Source organism: Escherichia sp. MOD1-EC6475, from assembly GCF_003046645.1.
Taxonomy (GTDB): Bacteria; Pseudomonadota; Gammaproteobacteria; order Enterobacterales; family Enterobacteriaceae; genus Escherichia; species Escherichia ruysiae.
This window is the reverse complement of sequence record NZ_PZKQ01000053.1, coordinates 72,279-92,352: the sequence shown is the minus strand read 5'-3', so window position 1 is coordinate 92,352 and position 20,074 is coordinate 72,279. Positions and strand designations below refer to the sequence as shown.

18 protein-coding genes are annotated in these 20,074 nt (G+C 49.9%); 12 read left to right on the top strand and 6 right to left on the bottom strand.

The window, feature by feature from the left end:
• Nucleotides 1–190 precede the first annotated feature (190 nt).
• The 5 genes from ssuB to ssuE are packed head-to-tail and all read right to left on the bottom strand — an operon-like array spanning nt 191 to nt 4,427.
• Nucleotides 191–958 (bottom strand): aliphatic sulfonates ABC transporter ATP-binding protein, encoded by a 768-nt coding sequence (gene ssuB, locus A7589_RS17500; RefSeq protein ID WP_001090492.1) that lies wholly within the window; start codon nt 956–958, stop codon nt 191–193.
• Nucleotides 955–1,746, bottom strand: a complete 792-nt coding sequence (gene ssuC, locus A7589_RS17495; RefSeq protein ID WP_000235192.1) for an aliphatic sulfonate ABC transporter permease SsuC — start codon at nt 1,744–1,746, stop codon at nt 955–957. Before ssuC ends, ssuB begins: the two co-directional genes overlap by 4 nt.
• Nucleotides 1,747–1,757: 11 nt before the next feature.
• Complete coding sequence (gene ssuD, locus A7589_RS17490) at nt 1,758–2,903, bottom strand: FMNH2-dependent alkanesulfonate monooxygenase (RefSeq protein WP_000055821.1); 1,146 nt, start codon at nt 2,901–2,903, stop codon at nt 1,758–1,760.
• Nucleotides 2,900–3,859 (bottom strand): aliphatic sulfonate ABC transporter substrate-binding protein SsuA, encoded by a 960-nt coding sequence (gene ssuA, locus A7589_RS17485; protein ID WP_001244252.1) that lies wholly within the window; start codon nt 3,857–3,859, stop codon nt 2,900–2,902. Before ssuA ends, ssuD begins: the two co-directional genes overlap by 4 nt.
• Complete coding sequence (ssuE, locus tag A7589_RS17480) at nt 3,852–4,427, bottom strand: NADPH-dependent FMN reductase (RefSeq protein WP_001263940.1); 576 nt, start codon at nt 4,425–4,427, stop codon at nt 3,852–3,854. Before ssuE ends, ssuA begins: the two co-directional genes overlap by 8 nt.
• Before the next feature lie 355 nt (nt 4,428–4,782).
• On the opposite strand from ssuE, the gene A7589_RS17470 reads away from it, so the two are divergent.
• The 9 genes from A7589_RS17470 to zapC all read left to right on the top strand — a co-directional run bounded on the left by A7589_RS17470 (nt 4,783) and on the right by zapC (nt 13,400).
• Entirely contained in the window at nt 4,783–5,325 is a 543-nt protein-coding gene (locus A7589_RS17470; RefSeq protein ID WP_000750302.1) for a fimbrial protein, read from the top strand.
• 82 nt (nt 5,326–5,407) lie between these two features.
• Nucleotides 5,408–6,109, top strand: coding sequence for a fimbrial biogenesis chaperone (locus A7589_RS17465; RefSeq protein WP_016158009.1), 702 nt, complete (start codon nt 5,408–5,410; stop codon nt 6,107–6,109).
• Nucleotides 6,110–6,133: 24 nt separating this feature from the next.
• The gene (locus A7589_RS17460; protein WP_050544773.1) at nt 6,134–8,734 is read left to right on the top strand and encodes a fimbrial biogenesis usher protein; all 2,601 of its coding nucleotides are present in this window, start codon (nt 6,134–6,136) and stop codon (nt 8,732–8,734) included.
• Nucleotides 8,725–9,783, top strand: a complete 1,059-nt coding sequence (locus A7589_RS17455) for a fimbrial protein (RefSeq protein WP_001166723.1) — start codon at nt 8,725–8,727, stop codon at nt 9,781–9,783. Before A7589_RS17460 ends, A7589_RS17455 begins: the two co-directional genes overlap by 10 nt.
• Before the next feature lie 11 nt (nt 9,784–9,794).
• A complete protein-coding gene (locus tag A7589_RS17450; RefSeq protein ID WP_077630320.1) occupies nt 9,795–10,337 on the top strand; it encodes a fimbrial protein in 543 nt (180 codons plus the stop codon).
• Nucleotides 10,338–10,344: 7 nt separating this feature from the next.
• Nucleotides 10,345–10,860 (top strand): fimbrial protein, encoded by a 516-nt coding sequence (locus A7589_RS17445; protein ID WP_000919390.1) that lies wholly within the window; start codon nt 10,345–10,347, stop codon nt 10,858–10,860.
• Nucleotides 10,853–11,563 carry a fimbrial chaperone gene (locus A7589_RS17440; protein ID WP_010355466.1) on the top strand — a complete coding sequence of 237 codons (711 nt, stop codon included), beginning with the start codon at nt 10,853–10,855 and terminating at the stop codon, nt 11,561–11,563. Before A7589_RS17445 ends, A7589_RS17440 begins: the two co-directional genes overlap by 8 nt.
• Nucleotides 11,564–11,673: 110 nt before the next feature.
• On the top strand, nt 11,674–12,684 hold the full coding sequence (gene pyrD / locus A7589_RS17435; protein WP_010355464.1) for a quinone-dependent dihydroorotate dehydrogenase: 1,011 nt from the start codon (nt 11,674–11,676) through the stop codon (nt 12,682–12,684).
• Between the two features lie 173 nt (nt 12,685–12,857).
• Nucleotides 12,858–13,400 (top strand): cell division protein ZapC, encoded by a 543-nt coding sequence (gene zapC, locus A7589_RS17430; protein WP_001220664.1) that lies wholly within the window; start codon nt 12,858–12,860, stop codon nt 13,398–13,400.
• Here zapC and ycbX read toward each other — a convergent pair.
• Nucleotides 13,397–14,506 carry a 6-N-hydroxylaminopurine resistance protein YcbX gene (ycbX, locus tag A7589_RS17425; RefSeq protein ID WP_000224256.1) on the bottom strand — a complete coding sequence of 370 codons (1,110 nt, stop codon included), beginning with the start codon at nt 14,504–14,506 and terminating at the stop codon, nt 13,397–13,399. The genes zapC and ycbX overlap by 4 nt on opposite strands.
• A gap of 97 nt (nt 14,507–14,603) precedes the next feature.
• Here ycbX and rlmKL point away from each other — a divergent pair, with 97 nt between their 5' ends.
• From rlmKL to pqiA, 3 genes are all read left to right on the top strand, one after another.
• Nucleotides 14,604–16,712 carry a bifunctional 23S rRNA (guanine(2069)-N(7))-methyltransferase RlmK/23S rRNA (guanine(2445)-N(2))-methyltransferase RlmL gene (rlmKL, locus tag A7589_RS17420; RefSeq protein WP_108188933.1) on the top strand — a complete coding sequence of 703 codons (2,109 nt, stop codon included), beginning with the start codon at nt 14,604–14,606 and terminating at the stop codon, nt 16,710–16,712.
• Between the two features lie 11 nt (nt 16,713–16,723).
• Nucleotides 16,724–18,631 carry an ABC transporter ATP-binding protein gene (locus A7589_RS17415; protein WP_000053105.1) on the top strand — a complete coding sequence of 636 codons (1,908 nt, stop codon included), beginning with the start codon at nt 16,724–16,726 and terminating at the stop codon, nt 18,629–18,631.
• Nucleotides 18,632–18,819: 188 nt separating this feature from the next.
• Nucleotides 18,820–20,073 carry a membrane integrity-associated transporter subunit PqiA gene (gene pqiA, locus A7589_RS17410; protein WP_105282675.1) on the top strand — a complete coding sequence of 418 codons (1,254 nt, stop codon included), beginning with the start codon at nt 18,820–18,822 and terminating at the stop codon, nt 20,071–20,073.
• The last annotated feature ends 1 nt before the right edge of the window (nt 20,074 follow it).

Here is a 20,074-nt window from a genome sequence, read left to right as displayed (position 1 = left end):
TGCCTGATGCGACGCTTGCAGCGTCTTATCAGGCCTACAAACCTGTTGAAATTGCTGGTTTTGTAGGCCGGATAAGGCGTTCACGCCGCATCCGGCAACCGTGCCCAACGGCCTGATGCGACGCTTGACGCGTCTTATCAGGCCTACAAGCCCGTTGAAACTGCTGGTTTTATGCGCCGCATCCGGCATATTAACCATGACGCCGAATCGGTTGTTCAGAATGCCCACGCTGCATCACCCGCTGCAACACTTCTGCTTCCAGCTCCGCTAATCGTACCGACCCTAACCGGCGCGGACGGGGTATATCCACCGTCAAATCCAGACCAATTTTTCCTTCTTCAATTAACAGCACCCGGTCAGCCATCGCCACCGCTTCGCTCACATCATGCGTTACCAGCAAGACGGTAAAGCCGTGCTCCTGCCAAAGTGACACAATCAAATCCTGCATCTCCAGTCGCGTTAAGGCGTCCAGTGCCCCGAGCGGTTCATCAAGCAACAATAAACCCGGTCGATGAATCAACGCTCTTGCCAGCGCCACACGCTGTTTCTGCCCGCCAGAAAGTGCGGCGGGCCATTCCCACGCGCGATTCTCCAGTCCTACCGCAGCCAGCGCCTGACGCGCGGCATCGCGCCACTGGCCTTTAAGACCTAACCCGACATTATCAATTACCGATTTCCACGGCAGCAGACGCGCATCCTGAAACATCATGCGTGTATCGTCCTGAATTTCGGCAAGTGGCGTTGTGCCCGCTAACACATCGCCTGCAGTTGGCGTTTCCAGACCAGCCAACAGGCGCAGCAGAGTACTTTTACCACCACCGCTGCGACCGACTACAGCCACAAACTGACCAGCCGGAATATGTAGATCAAGTTGATTCAGAACGATATTTTCTGCGTAATGTTTGCTTACCGCATTGAGCAATAGCGGTGTGCCCTGGTTCAATCGTGCAGTATTCATACCGTGGCCTCCTTCAGATGATAAGCCGGGTTCCAGCGCAGCCAGACGCGCTCTAACAATTGGGCGCTGACGTCAGCAAGTTTGCCGAGCAGGGCGTAAAGAATAATGGCGACTACCACCACATCCGTTTGCAGAAACTCCCGCGCATTCATCGCCAGATAACCAATGCCGGAATTAGCAGAAATGGTTTCGGCAACAATCAGCGTCAGCCACATCAGACCTAACGCAAAGCGCACACCGACCATAATTGAGGGTAAGGCTCCGGGCAGGATCACATGGATAAACAGCGGCACGCCGGATAAGCCATAGCTGCGCGCCATCTCTACCAGCCCGCGATCGATATTACGGATCCCGTGCCAGGTGTTGATATAAATGGGGAATAGCGTGCCAAGCGCCACCAGGAAAATCTTTGCGGACTCATCAATGCCAAACCACAAAATCACCAGTGGGATCAGCGCCAGATGCGGCACGTTGCGCAACATCTGAATTGAGGTATCCAGTAGTCGCTCACCCCAGCGCGACAGACCGCTAATCAGCCCCAGAATCAATCCCAGCGATCCGCCAATGGAAAAACCGATTAGCGCCCGCCAGGAGCTGATCGCCAGATGCTGCCATAATTCGCCGTTGGCTGAGAGCGTCCAGAACGCCGTCACCACCCCTTCCGGCGAGGGCAAAATACGCGTCGACAGCCAGCCAACCGAGGAGGCCAGTTGCCACACCGCCACGATGCCCACCGGTAAAAACCAGGGGGCAACGCGCAATAACCACTTTTTCACTGGCGTTGCCATCATCTTGTTCCTTAGCTTTGCGCGACTTTACGTGGGATAAACTCATTTGCCACCGCTTCGCCTTGCGGATTCAGCGGCTGCGGCTGGGGAATTTCCGGGATGGCGACATCCAGATGCGGGAACAGCAACTCGCCAACCCGATACGCTTCTTCCAGATGTGGATAGCCAGAAAGGACAAAACTGTCGATGCCAAGCGCGGCGTATTCGTTGATTCGCGCAGCGACTGTCGGCCCATCGCCCACCAGCGCCGTCCCGGCACCGCCGCGCACTAAGCCAACACCCGCCCATAAATTGGGGCTGATCTCCAGGTTGTCGCGCTTACCGTTATGCAGCGCCGCCATTCGTTGTTGACCTACGGAATCCGTCCGGGCAAACGCTTCTTGTGCTTTGGCAATCGTCCCATCGTCAAGATGGGAGATTAACCGTTCGGCGGCTTGCCAGGCTTCGTCGTTGGTTTCGCGGACAATTACATGCAGACGAATACCGAAACGGATTTTGCGCCCATGTGCGGCAGCTTTTGCCCGCACTTGTTCGATCTTCTCTTTTACCCGCTCCGGCGGCTCGCCCCAGGTAAGATAAAGATCAACTTGTTCGGCAGCCAGATCCTGAGCGACGTCGGACGATCCGCCAAAGTAAAGAGGAGGATACGGCTGTTGGATCGGTGGAAAGAGCAGTTTTGCTCCTCGCACATGAATGTGTTTGCCGTTGAAATCGACGGTTTCACCCTGCAATAACCGCCGCCAGACCTGAGTAAATTCCGCCGAGGCTTCGTAACGCTCGCTATGATCAAGAAACACGCCGTCGCCTGCCAGCTCTTGCGGATCGCTGCCTGTAACCAGGTTAAACAACGCGCGTCCATTAGAGAGGCGATCAAGCGTGGCAGCCTGGCGAGCGGCTACGGTAGGCGATGTCACACTTGGGCGTAGGGCGACGAGGAACTTAAGCCGTTGCGTCACCGGGATCATCGATGCCGCCACCAGCCACGCATCTTCGCAGGAACGGCCTGTTGGGATCAGCACGCCGGTATAGCCAAGACGATCCGCCGCTTGCGCAATCTGTTGCAGATACCCATGATCAACCGGGCGAGACCCTTCTTCCGTTCCCAGATAATGACCGTCACCGTGCGTGGGTAAAAACCAGAATATATTCAGACTCATAATTGTTTTCCTTCCAGTTGAGTGGGTTGCCAGATGCGTTGACGGATATCGACTTTTTTCGGCACCAGACGATTTTCATAAAACAGGTCGGCAGTGTGTTGCTGTAAAGCAGCAACCTCGGCGTTCACGGGTTTGATGGTGGTAGGGGGGCGATGATCCAGATACGAGGCAATCACCGGTGCCGGTAAGCCCATCGTTTTTGCCAGTAAAGAGATACTTTGCTCGCGCTGGCTGCGGGTTAACGCATCAGCTTCGCTAAAGGTTGTCAGTACGCCCTGAATAAATGCGCCGTTTTTTTCCGCATAGGGACGGACTGCCAGATAAAACGATCCTGTTTGATTGAGATCGGTGCCATCTTTCAGCACCCGCACGCCGCCCTGTAATAACGCGGCAGAGTAGTAAGGATCCCAGATAGCCCAGGCGTCGACGTTACCCTGCTGGAATGCAGCGCGCGCATCGGCGGGCGTCAGATAGGTCGGCTGGATATCAGTGAATTTAAGCCCGGCCTGTTGCAGTGCGCGCAGTAAAAGGTTGTGCGAACTTGAACCTTTCTGAAACGCGACTTTGTGGCCCTTTAGTTCAGCCACAGTTTTGATCGGGCTGTTTTCGGGCACCAGAATCACTTCGGCTTTTGGTTTCGGCGGCTCGACACCGACGTAAACCAAATCAGCACCGGCGGCCTGAGCAAAGATTGGAGGAATGTCCCCCGTACTGCCCAGATCGATACTGCCGACGTTTAACGCCTCCAACATTTGCGGACCAGCGGGAAACTCAACCCACGAGATTTTGGTTTGCGGATAGCGTGTTTCCAGTAACTGGTGGCTTTTTGCCAGCACCATGCTGATGCTGCCTTTCTGATAACCTATCCGTAACGCTTCAGGAGAAGACTCCGCAGCAATCGCGAGCGTAGAGGCGCTGAATAATCCCACCAGCACCAGTTTAAAAATATTACGCATGGGCGTTACCTCGCAGAGAGAGAAAGTCAGGAACCTGGACATCACGGCGGTGCAACGCCTGCCAGAAGGTATCGAGCGCGGTATCAAGACGGGATTGCAGATTCGGCGTGAATTGCGGCTTATGTTGGAAATCAAGCACCTGTGAGTCATCGGCAAATACGCCGTGTAGGATCTCCTGGGCTTTTAGTGCGCTTAAAACTGGTTTAAGTGCGTAATCAACCGCCAGCAGGTGAGCCACCGTGCCACCTGTCGCCAGCGGCAACACCACTTTTCCTTGCAGTGCGCGTTCTGGTAGCAGATCGAGAAGCGTTTTCAGTGCGCCGGAATAGGCGGCTTTGTAGACGGGCGTGGCGACAATCAGCCCATCAGCCTCTTGCAACTGATCGGTGAAGGTCTTGAGTGCCGGACTATCGAAACGGGCATAGAGCAAATCTTCCGGGGAGAAATTTTGCAGATTCCAGTGATAAACCTCGACATCCAGGCCATTCAATTTTTCTCGCGCATATTCCAGCAAAGAACTGGAGCGAGAAGGAAAGCGAGGACTTCCTGCCAGGGTGATGACACGCATATTCTCTCCTTATAACCAATTGATCTTGTTTTGTTAACATTGATAACAATTCGCTCAGTCTGTCGGAGGGAAAAGCAAATGCCAAATATAATTTTTGTGTATGTTTTTCTAAAAATGAACTAAAGGATGTTATTAAAATATCACTTGTATTTATTTATTGGGCTGTCGTTTTATATTGAATCAATATATTGCCAATGAGTACCATGAAATTATATTCACTAAATCTATAAGTTAAGAAAATGTCATTTATTTGGGTGAATAGACCGGGTTTAAATAGCGGACAATTATTGATATTATTAAATGCGATGTCATTTATAGGCATTATCATATTTACGAAGAAATCAGGATGATAACGATGAAAAAAAGTGTATTGACGGCGTTTATAACTGTGGTATGTACAACTTCCAGCGTTATGGCGGCTGATGATAATGCCATCACGGACGGTACAGTAACGTTTAATGGTAAAGTCATCGCACCTGCCTGCACGCTGGTCGCTGCGACGAAAGATTCAATAGTCACATTGCCAAATGTCAGTGCAACGAAGTTGCAAAGTAATGGCGCAGTCTCTGGTGTAAAAACTGATGTACCAATTGCATTAGAAGACTGTGATGTTACTGTAACTAAAAATGCTGCTTTCACCTTTAGCGGTACGGCTGACGCCACACAGACTACAGCATTCGCCAACCAGGCTTCTACCGATGCAGCGACTAATGTCGCTCTACAAATGTATATGCCGGATGGTACTACAACAGTGACTCCCGGTACGGAAACTGAAAATATTCAGTTAGCGGATTCTGCTGAGCAAACAGTGACCTTTAAAGTTGATTATATCGCTACGGGTAAAGCGACTTCAGGTAATGTTAATGCGGTAACTGATTTCCATATTAACTATTATTAATAGAACTCATTAATTGTTTTATTAATTAGTACCCCTCCAGTATTCTGGAGGGGATATTCATATTTTTTAAGAGCACCTATTTATGAAAACTTGCATAACAAAGGGAATTGTGACCGTAAGTTTAACGGTAATATTACTAAACTGTATGTCCGTCTGGGCCGCAGGTAAAGGTGGAGTAGGACTTGCCGCCACGCGTCTGGTTTATTCTGAAAGTGAAGAACAAATTTCACTTGGCGTGCGTAACACCAGTCCTGATGTTTCTTATCTTATTCAGTCATGGGTGATGACGCCGGATAATAAAAAATCAGCAGATTTTATTATTACGCCACCGCTATTTGTGCTGAATCCGGCAAATGAGAATCTGTTACGCATTATGTATATTGGTGCACCGTTAGCAAAAGACAGGGAAAGCCTTTTCTATACCAGTGTGCGTGCCGTTCCTGCCACAACAAAGCGGGAAGAGGGCAATACCCTGAAGATTGCCACGCAAAGTGTTATCAAACTGTTCTGGCGGCCAAAAGGTTTACCGTATTCCGTTAGTGAGGCTCCGGCAAAACTGCGTTGCACCTCGTCAGCCGACGTGATTACAGTCAGTAATCCAACGCCTTACTTCATTACCCTTACAAACCTGAAAATAGGTGGGAAAACGGTTAAAAATCAAATGATCTCCCCCGTTGATAAATATCAATTCTCTCTGCCTAAGGGAGCCAAAAACAGCAGCGTAACGTACCAAACAATCAATGACTATGGGGCGGAAACGCCGCAACTCAACTGTAAATCGTAAGTCGTCTTCAGTTAAGAGAGCGAGATGCATAGAACTCAACGACAACACAGCCTGTTAAGCTCTGGTGGAGTGCCATCGTTTATTGGTGGGCTGGTGGTGTTTGTGTCGGCGGCGTTCAATGCACAAGCTGAAACCTGGTTCGATCCTGCCTTTTTCAAAGATGATCCCTCAATGGTGGCCGATTTGTCCCGTTTCGAAAAAGGACAAAAAATAACGCCAGGGGTTTATCGTGTCGATATTGTTCTGAACCAGACAATTGTAGATACGCGCAACGTCAATTTTGTTGAGATAACGCCAGAGAAGGGGATTGCTGCCTGTTTAACGACTGAAAGCCTGGATGCAATGGGCGTGAATACTGACGCGTTTCCGGCTTTTAAACAACTGGACAAACAAGCGTGCGCGCCGTTGACGGAAATTATTCCCGATGCCAGCGTGACCTTTGATGTGAATAAACTCCGTCTGGAAATTTCAGTACCGCAAATCGCCATCAAAAGTAACGCTCGTGGCTACGTTCCCCCTGAACGTTGGGATGAAGGGATCAACGCGCTATTACTGGGATATTCATTTAGCGGTGCTAACAGCATTCACAGCAGTACAAGCAGTGATTCTGGTGACAGCTATTTTCTGAATTTAAACAGTGGCGTGAATTTAGGTTCGTGGAGATTGCGCAACAATTCAACATGGAGTCGTAGTAGCGGACAACCCGCAGAATGGAAGAATCTCAGCAGCTACCTGCAGCGGGCAGTTATTCCATTAAAAGGTGAATTGACCGTGGGTGATGATTATACAGCAGGCGATTTTTTCGATAGCGTCAGCTTTCGTGGCGTGCAACTGGCGTCAGATGACAATATGCTGCCAGACAGTTTGAAAGGCTTTGCGCCAGTGGTGCGTGGTATCGCAAAAAGCAATGCTCAGATAACAATTAAACAAAACGGCTATACCATCTACCAAACCTATGTTTCGCCTGGTGCTTTTGAAATTAGTGATCTCTATTCCACGTCGTCTAGTGGTGATTTGCTGGTTGAAATTAAAGAAGCTGACGGCAGCGTCAATAGTTACAGCGTACCTTTTTCCAGCGTGCCATTGCTCCAGCGTCAGGGGCGAATCAAATACGCGGTGACACTGGCGAAATACAGAACCAATAGCAATGACCAACAAGAAAGTAAATTTGCTCAGGCTACGCTGCAATGGGGTGGGCCGTGGGGAATGACCTGGTATGGCGGTGGGCAATATGCTGAATATTACCGTGCTGCGATGTTTGGCATGGGGTTTAACCTCGGCGATTTCGGGGCAATTTCGTTCGATGCAACCCAGGCGAAGAGTACACTGGCAGATCAAAGTGAACATAAAGGTCAGTCGTATCGTTTCCTGTATGCCAAAACGCTTAACCAGTTTGGCACTAATTTTCAGTTGATGGGCTATCGCTATTCTACTTCCGGTTTCTACACACTTTCCGACACCATGTATAAACACATGGATGGTTACGAATTTAATGACGGTGATGACGAAGACACGCCGATGTGGTCGCGTTATTACAATTTGTATTACACCAAACGCGGCAAACTTCAGCTCAATATCTCCCAGCAATTAGGCGAGTACGGTTCGTTTTATTTAAGCGGCAGTCAGCAGACATACTGGCATACGAATCAACAGGATCGGTTATTACAGTTTGGTTATAACACGCAAATTAAAGATGTTTCCCTGGGACTATCGTGGAACTACAGTAAATCACGTGGCCAGCCTGAAGCCGACCAGGTATTTGCGCTGAATTTTTCCTTACCGTTCAGTTTATTGCTTCCAAAGACTAATGATAGCTATACCGCGAAAAAGAATTACGCCTGGGTGACCTCAAATACCAGCGTCGATAACGAGGGACATATAACGCAAAACCTGGGTTTAACGGAGACATTACTCGACGACGGTAATCTGAGTTATAGCGTGCAACAGGGTTATAACAGCGAAGGAAAAACCGCCAACGGCAGCGCCAGCATGGATTACAAGGGTGCGTTTGGTGATGCCAGAGTGGGATATAACTACAGCGATAATGCCCGACAGCAACAGCTTAATTATGCACTTTCAGGCGGCTTAGTTGCCCATTCGCACGGTATTACGTTGGGTCAATCATTGGGTGAAACAAATGTTTTGATTGCTGCTCCGGGCGCAGAAAATACCCGAGTGGCAAACAGCACTGGCCTGAAAACCGACTGGCGCGGCTATACCGTTGTCCCTTATGCCACTTCTTACCGGGAAAATCGCATTGCGCTCGATGCCGCGTCGTTGAGACGTAATGTGGATATTGAAAATGCAGTGGTAAACGTGGTGCCCACCAAAGGGGCGCTGGTATTGGCGCAATTCAGTGCTCATGTTGGGGCCAGAGTATTAATGAAAACATCAAAGCAGGGTATGCCGCTGCGCTTTGGCGCGATGGCAACACTGGATGGCGTACAGACAAATAGCGGCATTATTGATGATGATGGTTCGCTCTATATGTCAGGTTTACCGGCGAAGGGAACGATAACCGTACGCTGGGGCGAAGCTTCCGATCAGGCTTGCCGAATAAGTTATCAACTAACCGAACAGCAAATTAACTCAGCGATTACGCGTATGGAGGCCATATGCAGATAAATTCTATTTCATTATTACGACTGATTTTTGCTGCCGTGTTAATACTTTGGGGCGCTCAAGCCGCTGCTTATACCGGACAGTGCCATGTTACGCAGGGGAACCCTTATATTGGCGTTAATTTTGGCGTTAAAACTCTCGACGAAGAAGAAAATACAGCAGGAGTGGTCAAAGATAAATTTTATCAGTGGAACGAATCGAATGATTATTATGTTTCCTGTGATTGCGATAAAGACAATGTCAGAAGTGGTCTGTGGGCATTCGCTGCTGATTCACCGTTACCCTATTTAGGCGACAGCTGGTACAAAATCAACGACTATCTGGCGGCTAAGGTATTGCTCCAGGTGAAAGGGAATTCTCCAACTGCAGTACCGTTTGAAAATATTGGTACAGGGTCTGACAACCGATGGCATATTTGCGATCCTGGTGGGCAACGATTAGGTGGCCAGGGAGCAAGCGGCAATAGCGGGAGTTTTTCCCTGAAAATATTACAGCCGTTTGTCGGTTCGGTAACCATTCCGCCGATGGCGCTGGCGCGATTATTCGAATGTTACAACATACCCGCAGGTAATTCCTGTACGGCCACAGGTACACCGGTTCTGGTGTATTACCTGTCAGGTACTATCAATTCTTTGGAATCATGCTCTGTTAACGCCGGAGAGACCATCGAAGTGGATTTGGGGGATGTATTTGCCGCTAACTTTCGGGTTGTGGGTCATAAACCACTGGGAGCCAATACCGCAGGTCTATCGATTCCTGTCAGGTGTAATACCGGAAACTCCGGACTGGTTAACGTTAATTTAAGTCTGACGGCAACCAGCGATCCCAATTATCCCCAGGCGATTAAGACTTCACGTCCCGGTGTCGGTGTTGTAGTCACTGACAGCCAGAACAATATTATTTCCCCGGCAGGAGGAACGCTACCGCTCTCAATTCCTGATGATGCGGACAGTATCGCGCGAATGAATGTTTATCCGGTCAGCACGACGGGCGTACCACCGGAAACCGGGCGCTTTGAAGCCACGGCGACGGTAAGAATAAACTTTGACTGACGCGTGAATACATGAAGAAAAATACAATAATTCAGTACGTTGTCTTGTCGTTGACTCTGCTTAATGCACATGTCGGGACGGCTGGACCTGAGCAGGTCAGTATGCATATTTATGGCAATGTGGTCGATCAGGGCTGCGATGTCTCTACTAAAAGCGCATTACAAAATATCCATATTGGTGATTTTAATATCAGCGATTTTCAGACCGCGAATACCGTAAGCACTGCTGCTGATTTGAATATTGATATTACCGGCTGTGCCGCTGGTATTACTGGCGCGGATGTCCTTTTTAGCGGCGAAGCTGATTCCCTTGCACCGACATTACTCAAATTAACCGACTCAGGCGGAAGCGGTGGAATGGCAACGGGGATTGCCGTGCAAATTATCGATGCACAAACCCAGCAAGAAATCCCGCTCAACCAGGTACAGCCGCTCACCCCCTTAAAAGCAGGGGATAACACACTCAAGTATCAACTGCGTTACAAGTCTACAAAGACGGGAGCAACGGGCGGTAATGCGACTGCTGTCCTGTATTTTGATCTGGTTTACCAGTGAAGGAGTGATGTTGAAACGGATAATCTTGATTCTGTGCTTGCTGGGATTAACGGGAGGCGGCACGGTGTTTGCTCATGATGGCACGGTAAACATCAGTGGATCGTTTCGCCGTAACACGTGCGTACTGGCACAGGATAGCAAGCAAATTAATGTACCGTTAGGTGATGTCTCGCTGACGCGTTTTTCTCATGGGAATTATGGTCCGGAGAAATCTTTCATGATTAATTTGCAGGATTGCGGAACAGATGTCAGCACGGTAGACGTCACCTTTTCAGGAATACCCGACGGAATGCAGAGCGAAATGCTGTCCATTGAAAGTGGTACGGATGCAGCCAGTGGGCTGGCTATTGCGATTCTGGATGATGCGAAAATATTGATACCGCTTAATCAGGCGAGCAAAGACTACAGCTTACATAGCGGTAATGTGCCATTAACGTTTTATGCGCAACTGCGACCTGTCGGTGGCGGTGTGCAGTCGGGCAATGTGAGTGCCAGCGCGACATTTGTACTTCATTATGACTAATATCTGGAACAGATTTGCGCTGTCTATTTTTGTCGTCTTACTCCTGCTGGTAGCGGGAGAGTTACAGGCGGGGGTTGTGGTTGGGGGAACGCGATTTGTCTTTCCTGCTGACAGAGAATCGATTTCGATTTCACTGACCAATACCAGTCAGGAATCCTGGCTTATCAACAGTAAAATTAATCGCCCTGTACGCTGGGCGGGGGGAGATGCACCTGCCACATCAGCACCATTACTGGCAGCTCCGCCGCTTTTTCTGTTGAAGCCGGGAACCACAGGAACGTTGCGCTTGCTGAAAACTGAAAGCAATTTATTACCTGCGGATCGTGAAACGCTATTCGAATTAAGCATTGCCAGCGTGCCTTCTGGCAAAGTGGAAAATCAAAGCGTGAAAGTGGCGATGCGTTCAGTATTTAAACTGTTCTGGCGACCCGAAGGTTTGCAAGGCGATCCGTTGGAGGCTTATCAACAATTACGCTGGTCACGGACTTCGCAGGGGGTGCAACTGATTAACCCCACGCCTTACTACATCAACTTGATTCAGGTTAGCGTAAATGGTCAACCGCTAAGCAACGCGGGGGTTGTGGCTCCTAAAAGTCAGCGTCAGACAAGTTGGTGCCAGTCAGTGGCACAGTGCCAGGTCTCCTGGCGGACGATAAATGATTACGGCGGTTTGAGTGAAAAGAAGGAGCAAAATCTGCCCTAAAACAGGTTCAGAAAACGTTTGCGCTTTTTTTGCCACAGGTCAATTCCCTTTTGATCCGAACTCGCACATAATACGCACCCGGTTTGCACACCGGGAATCCAGGAGAGTTCATGTACTACCCCTTCGTTCGTAAAGCCCTTTTCCAGCTCGATCCTGAGCGCGCTCATGAGTTTACTTTTCAGCAATTACGTCGCATTACCGGAACGCCGTTTGAAGCACTTGTTCGACAGAACGTTCCAGCGAAACCGGTTAACTGCATGGGACTGACCTTTAAAAATCCGCTTGGTCTGGCTGCCGGTCTTGATAAAGACGGGGAGTGTATTGACGCTTTAGGCGCAATGGGATTTGGATCGATCGAGATCGGCACTGTCACCCCTCGTCCACAACCAGGAAATGACAAGCCACGTCTCTTCCGCCTGGTGGATGCTGAAGGTTTGATCAACCGTATGGGCTTTAATAACCTCGGCGTTGATAACCTCGTTGAGAACGTTAAAAAAGCACATTATGATGGCGTTCTGGGAATTAATATCGGTAAAAATAAAGATACACCGGTTGAGCAAGGCAAAGATGACTATCTGATTTGTATGGAGAAAATCTACGCCTATGCAGGATATATCGCCATCAATATTTCATCACCGAATACCCCAGGATTACGTACTCTGCAATATGGCGAAGCACTGGATGATTTATTAACGGCAATTAAAAATAAGCAAAATGATTTGCAAGCGATGCACCATAAATATGTGCCGATCGCAGTGAAGATCGCGCCGGATCTTTCTGAAGAGGAGTTGATCCAGGTGGCCGATAGTTTGGTACGCCATAATATTGATGGCGTTATTGCGACTAATACCACCCTCGATCGTTCTTTAGTTCAGGGAATGAAAAATTGCGAGCAAACCGGTGGCTTAAGTGGTCGTCCGTTACAATTAAAAAGCACAGAAATTATTCGCCGCTTGTCGCAGGAATTAAATGGTCGTTTACCGATCATTGGTGTTGGTGGTATTGACTCGGTTATCGCTGCCCGTGAGAAGATAGCCGCAGGGGCCTCACTGGTGCAAATTTATTCTGGTTTTATTTTTAAAGGGCCGCCGCTGATTAAAGAAATCGTTACTCATATCTAATTATTTCTTTCACTTTCTCTTTATAAGATAATCAGGGCTTTATTTTCAGCCCTGGTTGTTTTATATTCATTCCTGTTACTTATTTAGACATTTTGTACTTTTCTTGTTGAGGTTATTAAGCAAAGCGACAATGGAATGTGTTGCAGTGAATTTATAGGGTAGAGGAGAGGCATATGCGAATTAAACCAGACGATAACTGGCGTTGGTATTACGATGAAGAGCATGATCGAATGATGCTTGATTTAGCCAATGGTATGCTGTTTCGCTCACGTTTTGCACGTAAAATGTTGACGCCGGATGCTTTTTCTCCTGCGGGATTTTGCGTTGATGACGCCGCGCTCTATTTCACGTTTGAAGAAAAATGCCGCGATCTTAACTTATCAAAAGAACAAAAAGCTGAACTGGTGCTTAATGCACTGGTAGCGATTCGTTATCTCAAACCGCAAATGCCGAAAAGCTGGCATTTTGTTTCTCATGGCGAAATGTGGGCACCAGCGTCAGGTGATGCTGCCTGTGTCTGGTTAAGCGACACCAATGAGCAGGTCAATTTACTGGTTATTGAATCTGGCGAAAATGCCGCACTGTGCCTGCTGGCGCAACCTTGCGTCATTATCGCCGGGCGCGCCATGCAACTGGGTGATGCCATCAAAATTATGAATGACAGGCTGAGACCGCATGTGAGTTATGACAGCGTCAGCCTTGAACAAGCCGTTTAACTTTTCAGTTTCAATGCAGTCTTCGGTACGCAACTACAGCAAAGAATTGTTCCATCGTCGCTCATAGCTGATTTTTTCAGCGGGGTGACTTCGCCTTCGAGAAGCTGAACACGACAACTTCCACATATGCCGGCACGGCAAGAATAGGGAATACGAATCCCTTGATTTTCTAATTGTTCCAGCAGTACCTGTTGGTTATTACCGCGAAATGCCCGCCCTTGCCAGTTGATATCAACATTCGCATTCGGTTGTTGGGGCGCAGGGAAAGTATCGTCCGTTGCGGCCGCACCGTAGACTTTTGCCGGTGCTGTCGCCAGGATTTCCACCTCATCGCCAACACGGATAACACCACTGTTACGGGCAATTAAGTTTTGACCGAAATCGACATCGCCGTTATCCTGGGCTGTACGGAAAGATTGCAGCGTTTTTAATGGTTCGCCAGCCGGATGCTTTTGCCCTTTTTCCGGGCTAACGGTGGTGAAAATACAACGGCTACACGGTTTCACCACATCGAACACCACATCGCCAATACGAATCACTTTCCAGGTGTCTTCTTCCCACGCGGCTACGCCAGAAACAACCAGATTGGGGCGGAATTGTTCCATTTTGACACTTGCCGGACAGCGTTGTTGGAGATCGCGCAATGAAGCTTCATTGACGAGCAGATACGGATAGCCATCAGCGAATGACAGGGGTACAGTGTTGTGGCGTTTTACGCGCCGCGTCATCTGCGGCCCCACCCAGCGCAATTGCACGTCGCGGGAGAAAAATCCGCTTAACCATTTGTTAATCTCATCTGGCGCAATGCGCGCAGTAAAATGGTTACCCCACACTTCCGTTGGTGCGTCCTGTTTGGCGAAATCGGCAAAGCGGACCCACGCGCTGCTACCATCGGGCGCGGTGAGATGTAAGCCGTCATGCACGGGAGAAGGGGTAAACCGTACCATTTGCGGAAACTGACGAGCGGTAATAAACGTACCGTCAGGTTCTGTCAGCATAAAAATGCGATCGAAGGCCAGCCCGCTGATATCTGCAAGAGCGTGTGTCAGACCGATGCCACGCATGGATTTAACAGGATGAATAAAAAGCCGGGTTAATGTCGCCACGGTGCGGTCCCCAAATGAAAATAAGCCCTCAACTTTATGACATGACGGACTTATTAGCTATAATGCGCAACAATTTTCTTAGAGTAAAAGTGACGATATGAATTCTCTGTTTGCCAGTACGGCCCGTGGGCTGGAAGAGCTGTTAAAAACTGAACTGGAAAACCTGGGGGCCGTTGAATGCCAGGTGGTTCAGGGTGGGGTCCATTTCAAGGGCGACACGCGGCTTGTATACCAGAGCCTGATGTGGAGCCGCCTGGCCTCGCGTATTATGTTGCCGCTGGGCGAGTGTAAGGTTTACAGCGATTTAGACCTCTATCTCGGCGTTCAGGCGATCAACTGGACAGAGATGTTTAATCCTGGCGCGACCTTTGCTGTCCACTTTAGCGGTCTGAATGACACTATCCGCAACAGCCAGTACGGCGCGATGAAAGTTAAAGACGCAATTGTTGATGCTTTCACGCGTAAAAATCTGCCGCGACCAAATGTTGATCGCGATGCGCCGGATATCCGCGTTAATGTCTGGCTACATAAAGAAACCGCCAGTATCGCTCTCGACTTAAGTGGTGATGGTTTGCATCTGCGTGGTTATCGTGACCATGCCGGTATTGCGCCAATCAAAGAAACACTGGCGGCTGCCATTGTGATGCGATCCGGCTGGCAGCCAGGAACACCACTGCTTGACCCGATGTGTGGTTCCGGTACGTTGCTGATTGAAGCAGCGATGCTGGCGACCGACCGCGCGCCGGGCTTGCACCGTGGGCGTTGGGGCTTTAGCGGCTGGGCGCAGCACGACGAAGCCATCTGGCAGGAAGTGAAAGCGGAAGCGCAAACTCGTGCTCGTAAAGGTCTGGCAGAATACAGCTCTCATTTCTACGGTTCCGACAGCGATGCGCGGGTGATTCAACGTGCGCGTACTAACGCCCGCCTGGCGGGGATTGGCGAACTGATCACTTTTGACGTGAAAGATGTCGCGCAACTGACCAATCCGCTGCCAAAAGGACCGTATGGTACAGTACTGAGCAACCCGCCGTACGGCGAGCGTCTGGACAGCGAACCGGCGCTGATTGCGCTGCATAGTCTGTTGGGTCGAATCATGAAAAACCAGTTCGGTGGCTGGAATCTCTCTTTATTCAGCGCCTCACCGGATTTGTTAAGTTGTCTGCAATTGCGCGCAGACAAACAGTACAAGGCGAAAAATGGCCCGCTGGACTGCGTGCAGAAAAATTACCACGTTGCTGAAAGTACTCCGGACAGCAAACCGGCGATGGTGGCGGAAGATTACGCCAACCGTCTGCGTAAGAACCTGAAGAAATTCGAAAAATGGGCGCGTCAGGAAGGGATTGAATGTTATCGTCTGTATGACGCCGATTTGCCGGAATACAACGTCGCTGTTGACCGCTACGCCGACTGGGTGGTCGTGCAGGAGTACGCGCCGCCGAAGACCATCGATGCGCACAAAGCGCGTCAACGTCTGTTCGATATTATCGCTGCGACCATTTCGGTACTGGGGATTGCGCCAAACAAACTGGTGCTGAAAACCCGTGAACGCCAGAAAGGCAAAAATCAGTATCAGAAACTGGGCGAGAAGGGCGAGTTTATTGAAGTCACCGAATATAACGCGCACCTGTGGGTGAACCTGACGGATTACCTCGATACGGGTTTGTTCCTCGATCACCGTATCGCCCGTCGTATGCTCGGTCAGATGAGTAAAGGCAAAGATTTCCTCAACCTTTTCTCCTATACCGGTAGCGCCACCGTGCACGCGGGCTTAGGCGGTGCGCGCAGCACCACCACGGTGGATATGTCGCGTACTTATCTGGAGTGGGCAGAACGCAACCTGCGTCTGAATGGCTTAACCGGTCGTGCGCATCGCCTGATTCAGGCCGATTGCCTGGCGTGGTTGCGTGAAGCTAATGAACAGTTCGATCTGATCTTTATCGATCCGCCAACCTTCTCTAACTCAAAACGAATGGAAGATGCGTTTGATGTTCAGCGCGATCATCTGGCTCTGATGAAAGATCTGAAGCGCCTGCTGCGCGCAGGTGGGACTATCATGTTCTCGAACAACAAACGTGGCTTCCGTATGGATCTCGACGGTCTGGCAAAACTGGGGCTGAAAGCACAAGAAATTACGCAAAAAACGCTCTCCCAGGATTTCGCCCGTAACCGCCAGATCCACAACTGCTGGCTGATTACCGCAGCCTGAAAGGAATAGTAATGTCATTAATCAGTATGCATGGCGCATGGCTGTCGTTCAGCGACGCGCCGCTTCTCGATAACGCAGAATTGCACATCGAAGATAACGAACGTGTTTGTCTGGTGGGCCGTAACGGCGCAGGCAAATCGACGTTAATGAAAATCCTCAACCGTGAACAGGGGCTGGATGACGGTCGGATAATCTATGAGCAAGATTTGATCGTTGCGCGTTTGCAACAAGATCCGCCGCGTAACGTCGAGGGCAGCGTTTATGATTTCGTTGCCGAAGGCATTGAAGAACAAGCGGAATATCTGAAACGCTATCACGATATTTCGCGCCTGGTGATGAACGACCCGAGCGAGAAAAATCTCAACGAACTGGCGAAGGTTCAGGAACAGCTGGATCACCACAACCTGTGGCAGCTGGAAAACCGCATCAACGAAGTGCTGGCGCAACTGGGGTTAGATCCTAACGTTGCGCTGTCGTCACTTTCCGGCGGTTGGTTGCGTAAAGCGGCGTTGGGACGCGCGCTGGTGAGCAATCCGCGCGTGTTACTGCTTGACGAACCGACGAACCACCTGGATATCGAAACCATCGACTGGCTCGAAGGTTTCCTGAAAACCTTTAACGGGACGATTATTTTTATCTCCCACGATCGTTCGTTTATTCGCAATATGGCGACGCGTATTGTTGATCTCGATCGCGGCAAGCTGGTGACCTATCCAGGGAATTACGACCAGTATTTACTGGAAAAAGAAGAAGCCCTGCGCGTGGAAGAGCTGCAAAACGCCGAGTTCGACCGCAAACTGGCGCAGGAAGAGGTGTGGATCCGTCAGGGGATCAAAGCGCGTCGTACCCGTAACGAAGGTCGCGTGCGTGCATTGAAAGCGATGCGTCGTGAACGTAGCCAACGCCGCGAGGTAATGGGTACGGCAAAGATGCAGGTGGAAGAGGCCAGCCGCTCCGGTAAGATCGTTTTCGAAATGGAAGACGTTTGCTACCAGGTTGACGGCAAGCAACTGGTGAAAGATTTTTCTGCCCAGGTTCAACGTGGCGACAAAATTGCCCTGATTGGCCCGAATGGCTGTGGTAAAACCACGCTACTGAAACTGATGCTCGGTCAACTTCAAGCGGACAGCGGGCGTATTCATGTCGGCACCAAACTGGAAGTGGCTTACTTCGACCAACACCGCGCGGAACTCGATCCCGATAAAACGGTAATGGATAACCTGGCAGAAGGTAAGCAAGAGGTGATGGTTAACGGTAAACCACGCCACGTGCTGGGCTATTTGCAGGACTTCCTGTTCCATCCGAAACGAGCGATGACGCCGGTGCGTGCGCTTTCTGGCGGGGAACGTAACCGTCTGCTGCTGGCGCGCTTGTTCCTTAAGCCAAGCAATTTACTGATCCTCGACGAACCGACCAACGACCTTGACGTCGAAACGCTCGAACTGCTTGAAGAGCTAATCGACAGCTACCAGGGGACAGTGTTGTTAGTAAGCCACGATCGTCAGTTTGTCGATAACACCGTTACAGAATGCTGGATTTTCGAAGGCGGCGGCAAAATTGGTCGTTATGTTGGCGGTTATCATGATGCCCGTGGTCAGCAAGAACAGTATGTGGCGCTTAAACAGCCTGTGGTGAAAAAAACCGAAGAAGCGGCAGCGCCAAAAACAGAAACTGTAAAACGCAACACTAGCAAACTAAGCTATAAATTGCAGCGCGAACTGGAACAGCTTCCTCAATTGCTTGAAGATCTGGAATCGAAGCTGGAAGCCTTACAGGCGCAGGTGGCGGATGCCTCCTTCTTCAGCCAGTCTCATGAACATACGCAAAAAGTGCTCGCTGATCTGGCTGCTGCGGAGCAGGAGTTGGAGCAGGCTTTTGAACGCTGGGAGTATCTTGAAGCGTTAAAAAATGGTGGCTGATCGCAAAACAGTTGATTGATATAGAGGCTGATGACAAAGGTAAAATTGCCTGATGCGCTACGCTTATCAGGCATGGGGGAAACTATTTGTATTCTCTCAGACCGGTAAAGGCACCTATGCTGCATCCGGCATGAAAAAAGGACACTTTGTCAGCAATCTGTAGAATAGCGCATCATTAAGGAGTACCAATGTGCGAACATCATCATGCCGCGAAGCATATCTTATGCTCGCAGTGTGACATGCTGGTGGAATTACCCCACCTTGAGCATGGTCAGAAAGCGGCATGTCCTCGGTGTGGTACAACGTTAACCGTTGCGTGGGACGCGCCCCGGCAGCGTCCTACCGCCTATGCGTTGGCCGCACTGTTCATGCTGTTGCTGTCCAACTTATTCCCTTTTGTGAATATGAACGTCGCAGGAGTTACCAGTGAAATTACATTACTGGAAATTCCGGGCGTGCTGTTTTCTGAGGACTACGCCAGCCTCGGCACTTTTTTCTTGTTGTTTGTGCAACTGGTTCCTGCATTTTGCCTGATTACCATTCTGCTTCTGGTGAATCGCGCCGAATTACCGGTACGTCTGAAAGAGCAACTGGCACGGGTGCTCTTTCAACTCAAAACCTGGGGAATGGCAGAGATTTTCCTCGCGGGTGTGCTGGTCAGTTTCGTCAAACTGATGGCCTACGGCAGTATTGGTGTGGGCAGCAGTTTTCTCCCCTGGTGTTTATTTTGTGTGCTGCAACTGCGCGCCTTCCAGTGCGTTGATCGTCGCTGGTTGTGGGATGATATTGCGCCGATGCCAGAACTACTTAAGCCGTTAAAACCGGGCATTACGGGTATCCGACAAGGATTGCGCTCTTGCTCTTGCTGTACGGCGATCCTTCCCGCCGATGAAACGGTGTGCCCGCGTTGCGGCACGAAAGGATACGTTCGGCGCAGAAATAGCCTGCAATGGACGCTGGCGCTGCTTGTTACGTCCATCATGCTGTATCTCCCGGCTAATCTATTACCCATCATGGTGACCGATTTATTAGGTTCGAAGATGCCGTCGACGATTCTCGCCGGGGTCATCCTGTTGTGGAGTGAAGGTTCTTACCCTGTTGCTGCGGTTATCTTTTTAGCCAGTATCATGGTGCCAACGTTAAAGATGATCGCCATCGCATGGTTGTGCTGGGATGCCAAAGGGCACGGCAAGCGTGACAGCGAAAGAATGCATTTAATTTATGAAGTTGTTGAGTTTGTAGGCCGCTGGTCGATGATTGACGTTTTCGTGATTGCGGTGCTCTCGGCGCTGGTGCGTATGGGAGGTTTAATGAGTATTTATCCGGCAATGGGTGCGTTAATGTTTGCTTTAGTCGTCATAATGACAATGTTTTCTGCGATGACGTTTGATCCACGCTTGTCGTGGGATCGTCAACCTGAATCAGTGCATGAGGAGTCCTGAC

Excerpts from the sequence above, each read along its gene's own strand:
- ssuB (WP_001090492.1), bottom strand. The coding sequence starts at position 958 with ATGAATACTGCACGATTGAACCAGGGCACACCGCTATTGCTCAATGCG.
- ssuC (WP_000235192.1), bottom strand. The coding sequence starts at position 1,746 with ATGGCAACGCCAGTGAAAAAGTGGTTATTGCGCGTTGCCCCCTGGTTT.
- ssuD (WP_000055821.1), bottom strand. The coding sequence starts at position 2,903 with ATGAGTCTGAATATATTCTGGTTTTTACCCACGCACGGTGACGGTCAT.
- ssuA (WP_001244252.1), bottom strand. The coding sequence starts at position 3,859 with ATGCGTAATATTTTTAAACTGGTGCTGGTGGGATTATTCAGCGCCTCT.
- ssuE (WP_001263940.1), bottom strand. The coding sequence starts at position 4,427 with ATGCGTGTCATCACCCTGGCAGGAAGTCCTCGCTTTCCTTCTCGCTCC.
- A7589_RS17470 (WP_000750302.1), top strand. The coding sequence starts at position 4,783 with ATGAAAAAAAGTGTATTGACGGCGTTTATAACTGTGGTATGTACAACT.
- A7589_RS17465 (WP_016158009.1), top strand. The coding sequence starts at position 5,408 with ATGAAAACTTGCATAACAAAGGGAATTGTGACCGTAAGTTTAACGGTA.
- A7589_RS17460 (WP_050544773.1), top strand. The coding sequence starts at position 6,134 with ATGCATAGAACTCAACGACAACACAGCCTGTTAAGCTCTGGTGGAGTG.
- A7589_RS17455 (WP_001166723.1), top strand. The coding sequence starts at position 8,725 with ATGCAGATAAATTCTATTTCATTATTACGACTGATTTTTGCTGCCGTG.
- A7589_RS17450 (WP_077630320.1), top strand. The coding sequence starts at position 9,795 with ATGAAGAAAAATACAATAATTCAGTACGTTGTCTTGTCGTTGACTCTG.
- A7589_RS17445 (WP_000919390.1), top strand. The coding sequence starts at position 10,345 with ATGTTGAAACGGATAATCTTGATTCTGTGCTTGCTGGGATTAACGGGA.
- A7589_RS17440 (WP_010355466.1), top strand. The coding sequence starts at position 10,853 with ATGACTAATATCTGGAACAGATTTGCGCTGTCTATTTTTGTCGTCTTA.
- pyrD (WP_010355464.1), top strand. The coding sequence starts at position 11,674 with ATGTACTACCCCTTCGTTCGTAAAGCCCTTTTCCAGCTCGATCCTGAG.
- zapC (WP_001220664.1), top strand. The coding sequence starts at position 12,858 with ATGCGAATTAAACCAGACGATAACTGGCGTTGGTATTACGATGAAGAG.
- rlmKL (WP_108188933.1), top strand. The coding sequence starts at position 14,604 with ATGAATTCTCTGTTTGCCAGTACGGCCCGTGGGCTGGAAGAGCTGTTA.
- A7589_RS17415 (WP_000053105.1), top strand. The coding sequence starts at position 16,724 with ATGTCATTAATCAGTATGCATGGCGCATGGCTGTCGTTCAGCGACGCG.
- pqiA (WP_105282675.1), top strand. The coding sequence starts at position 18,820 with ATGTGCGAACATCATCATGCCGCGAAGCATATCTTATGCTCGCAGTGT.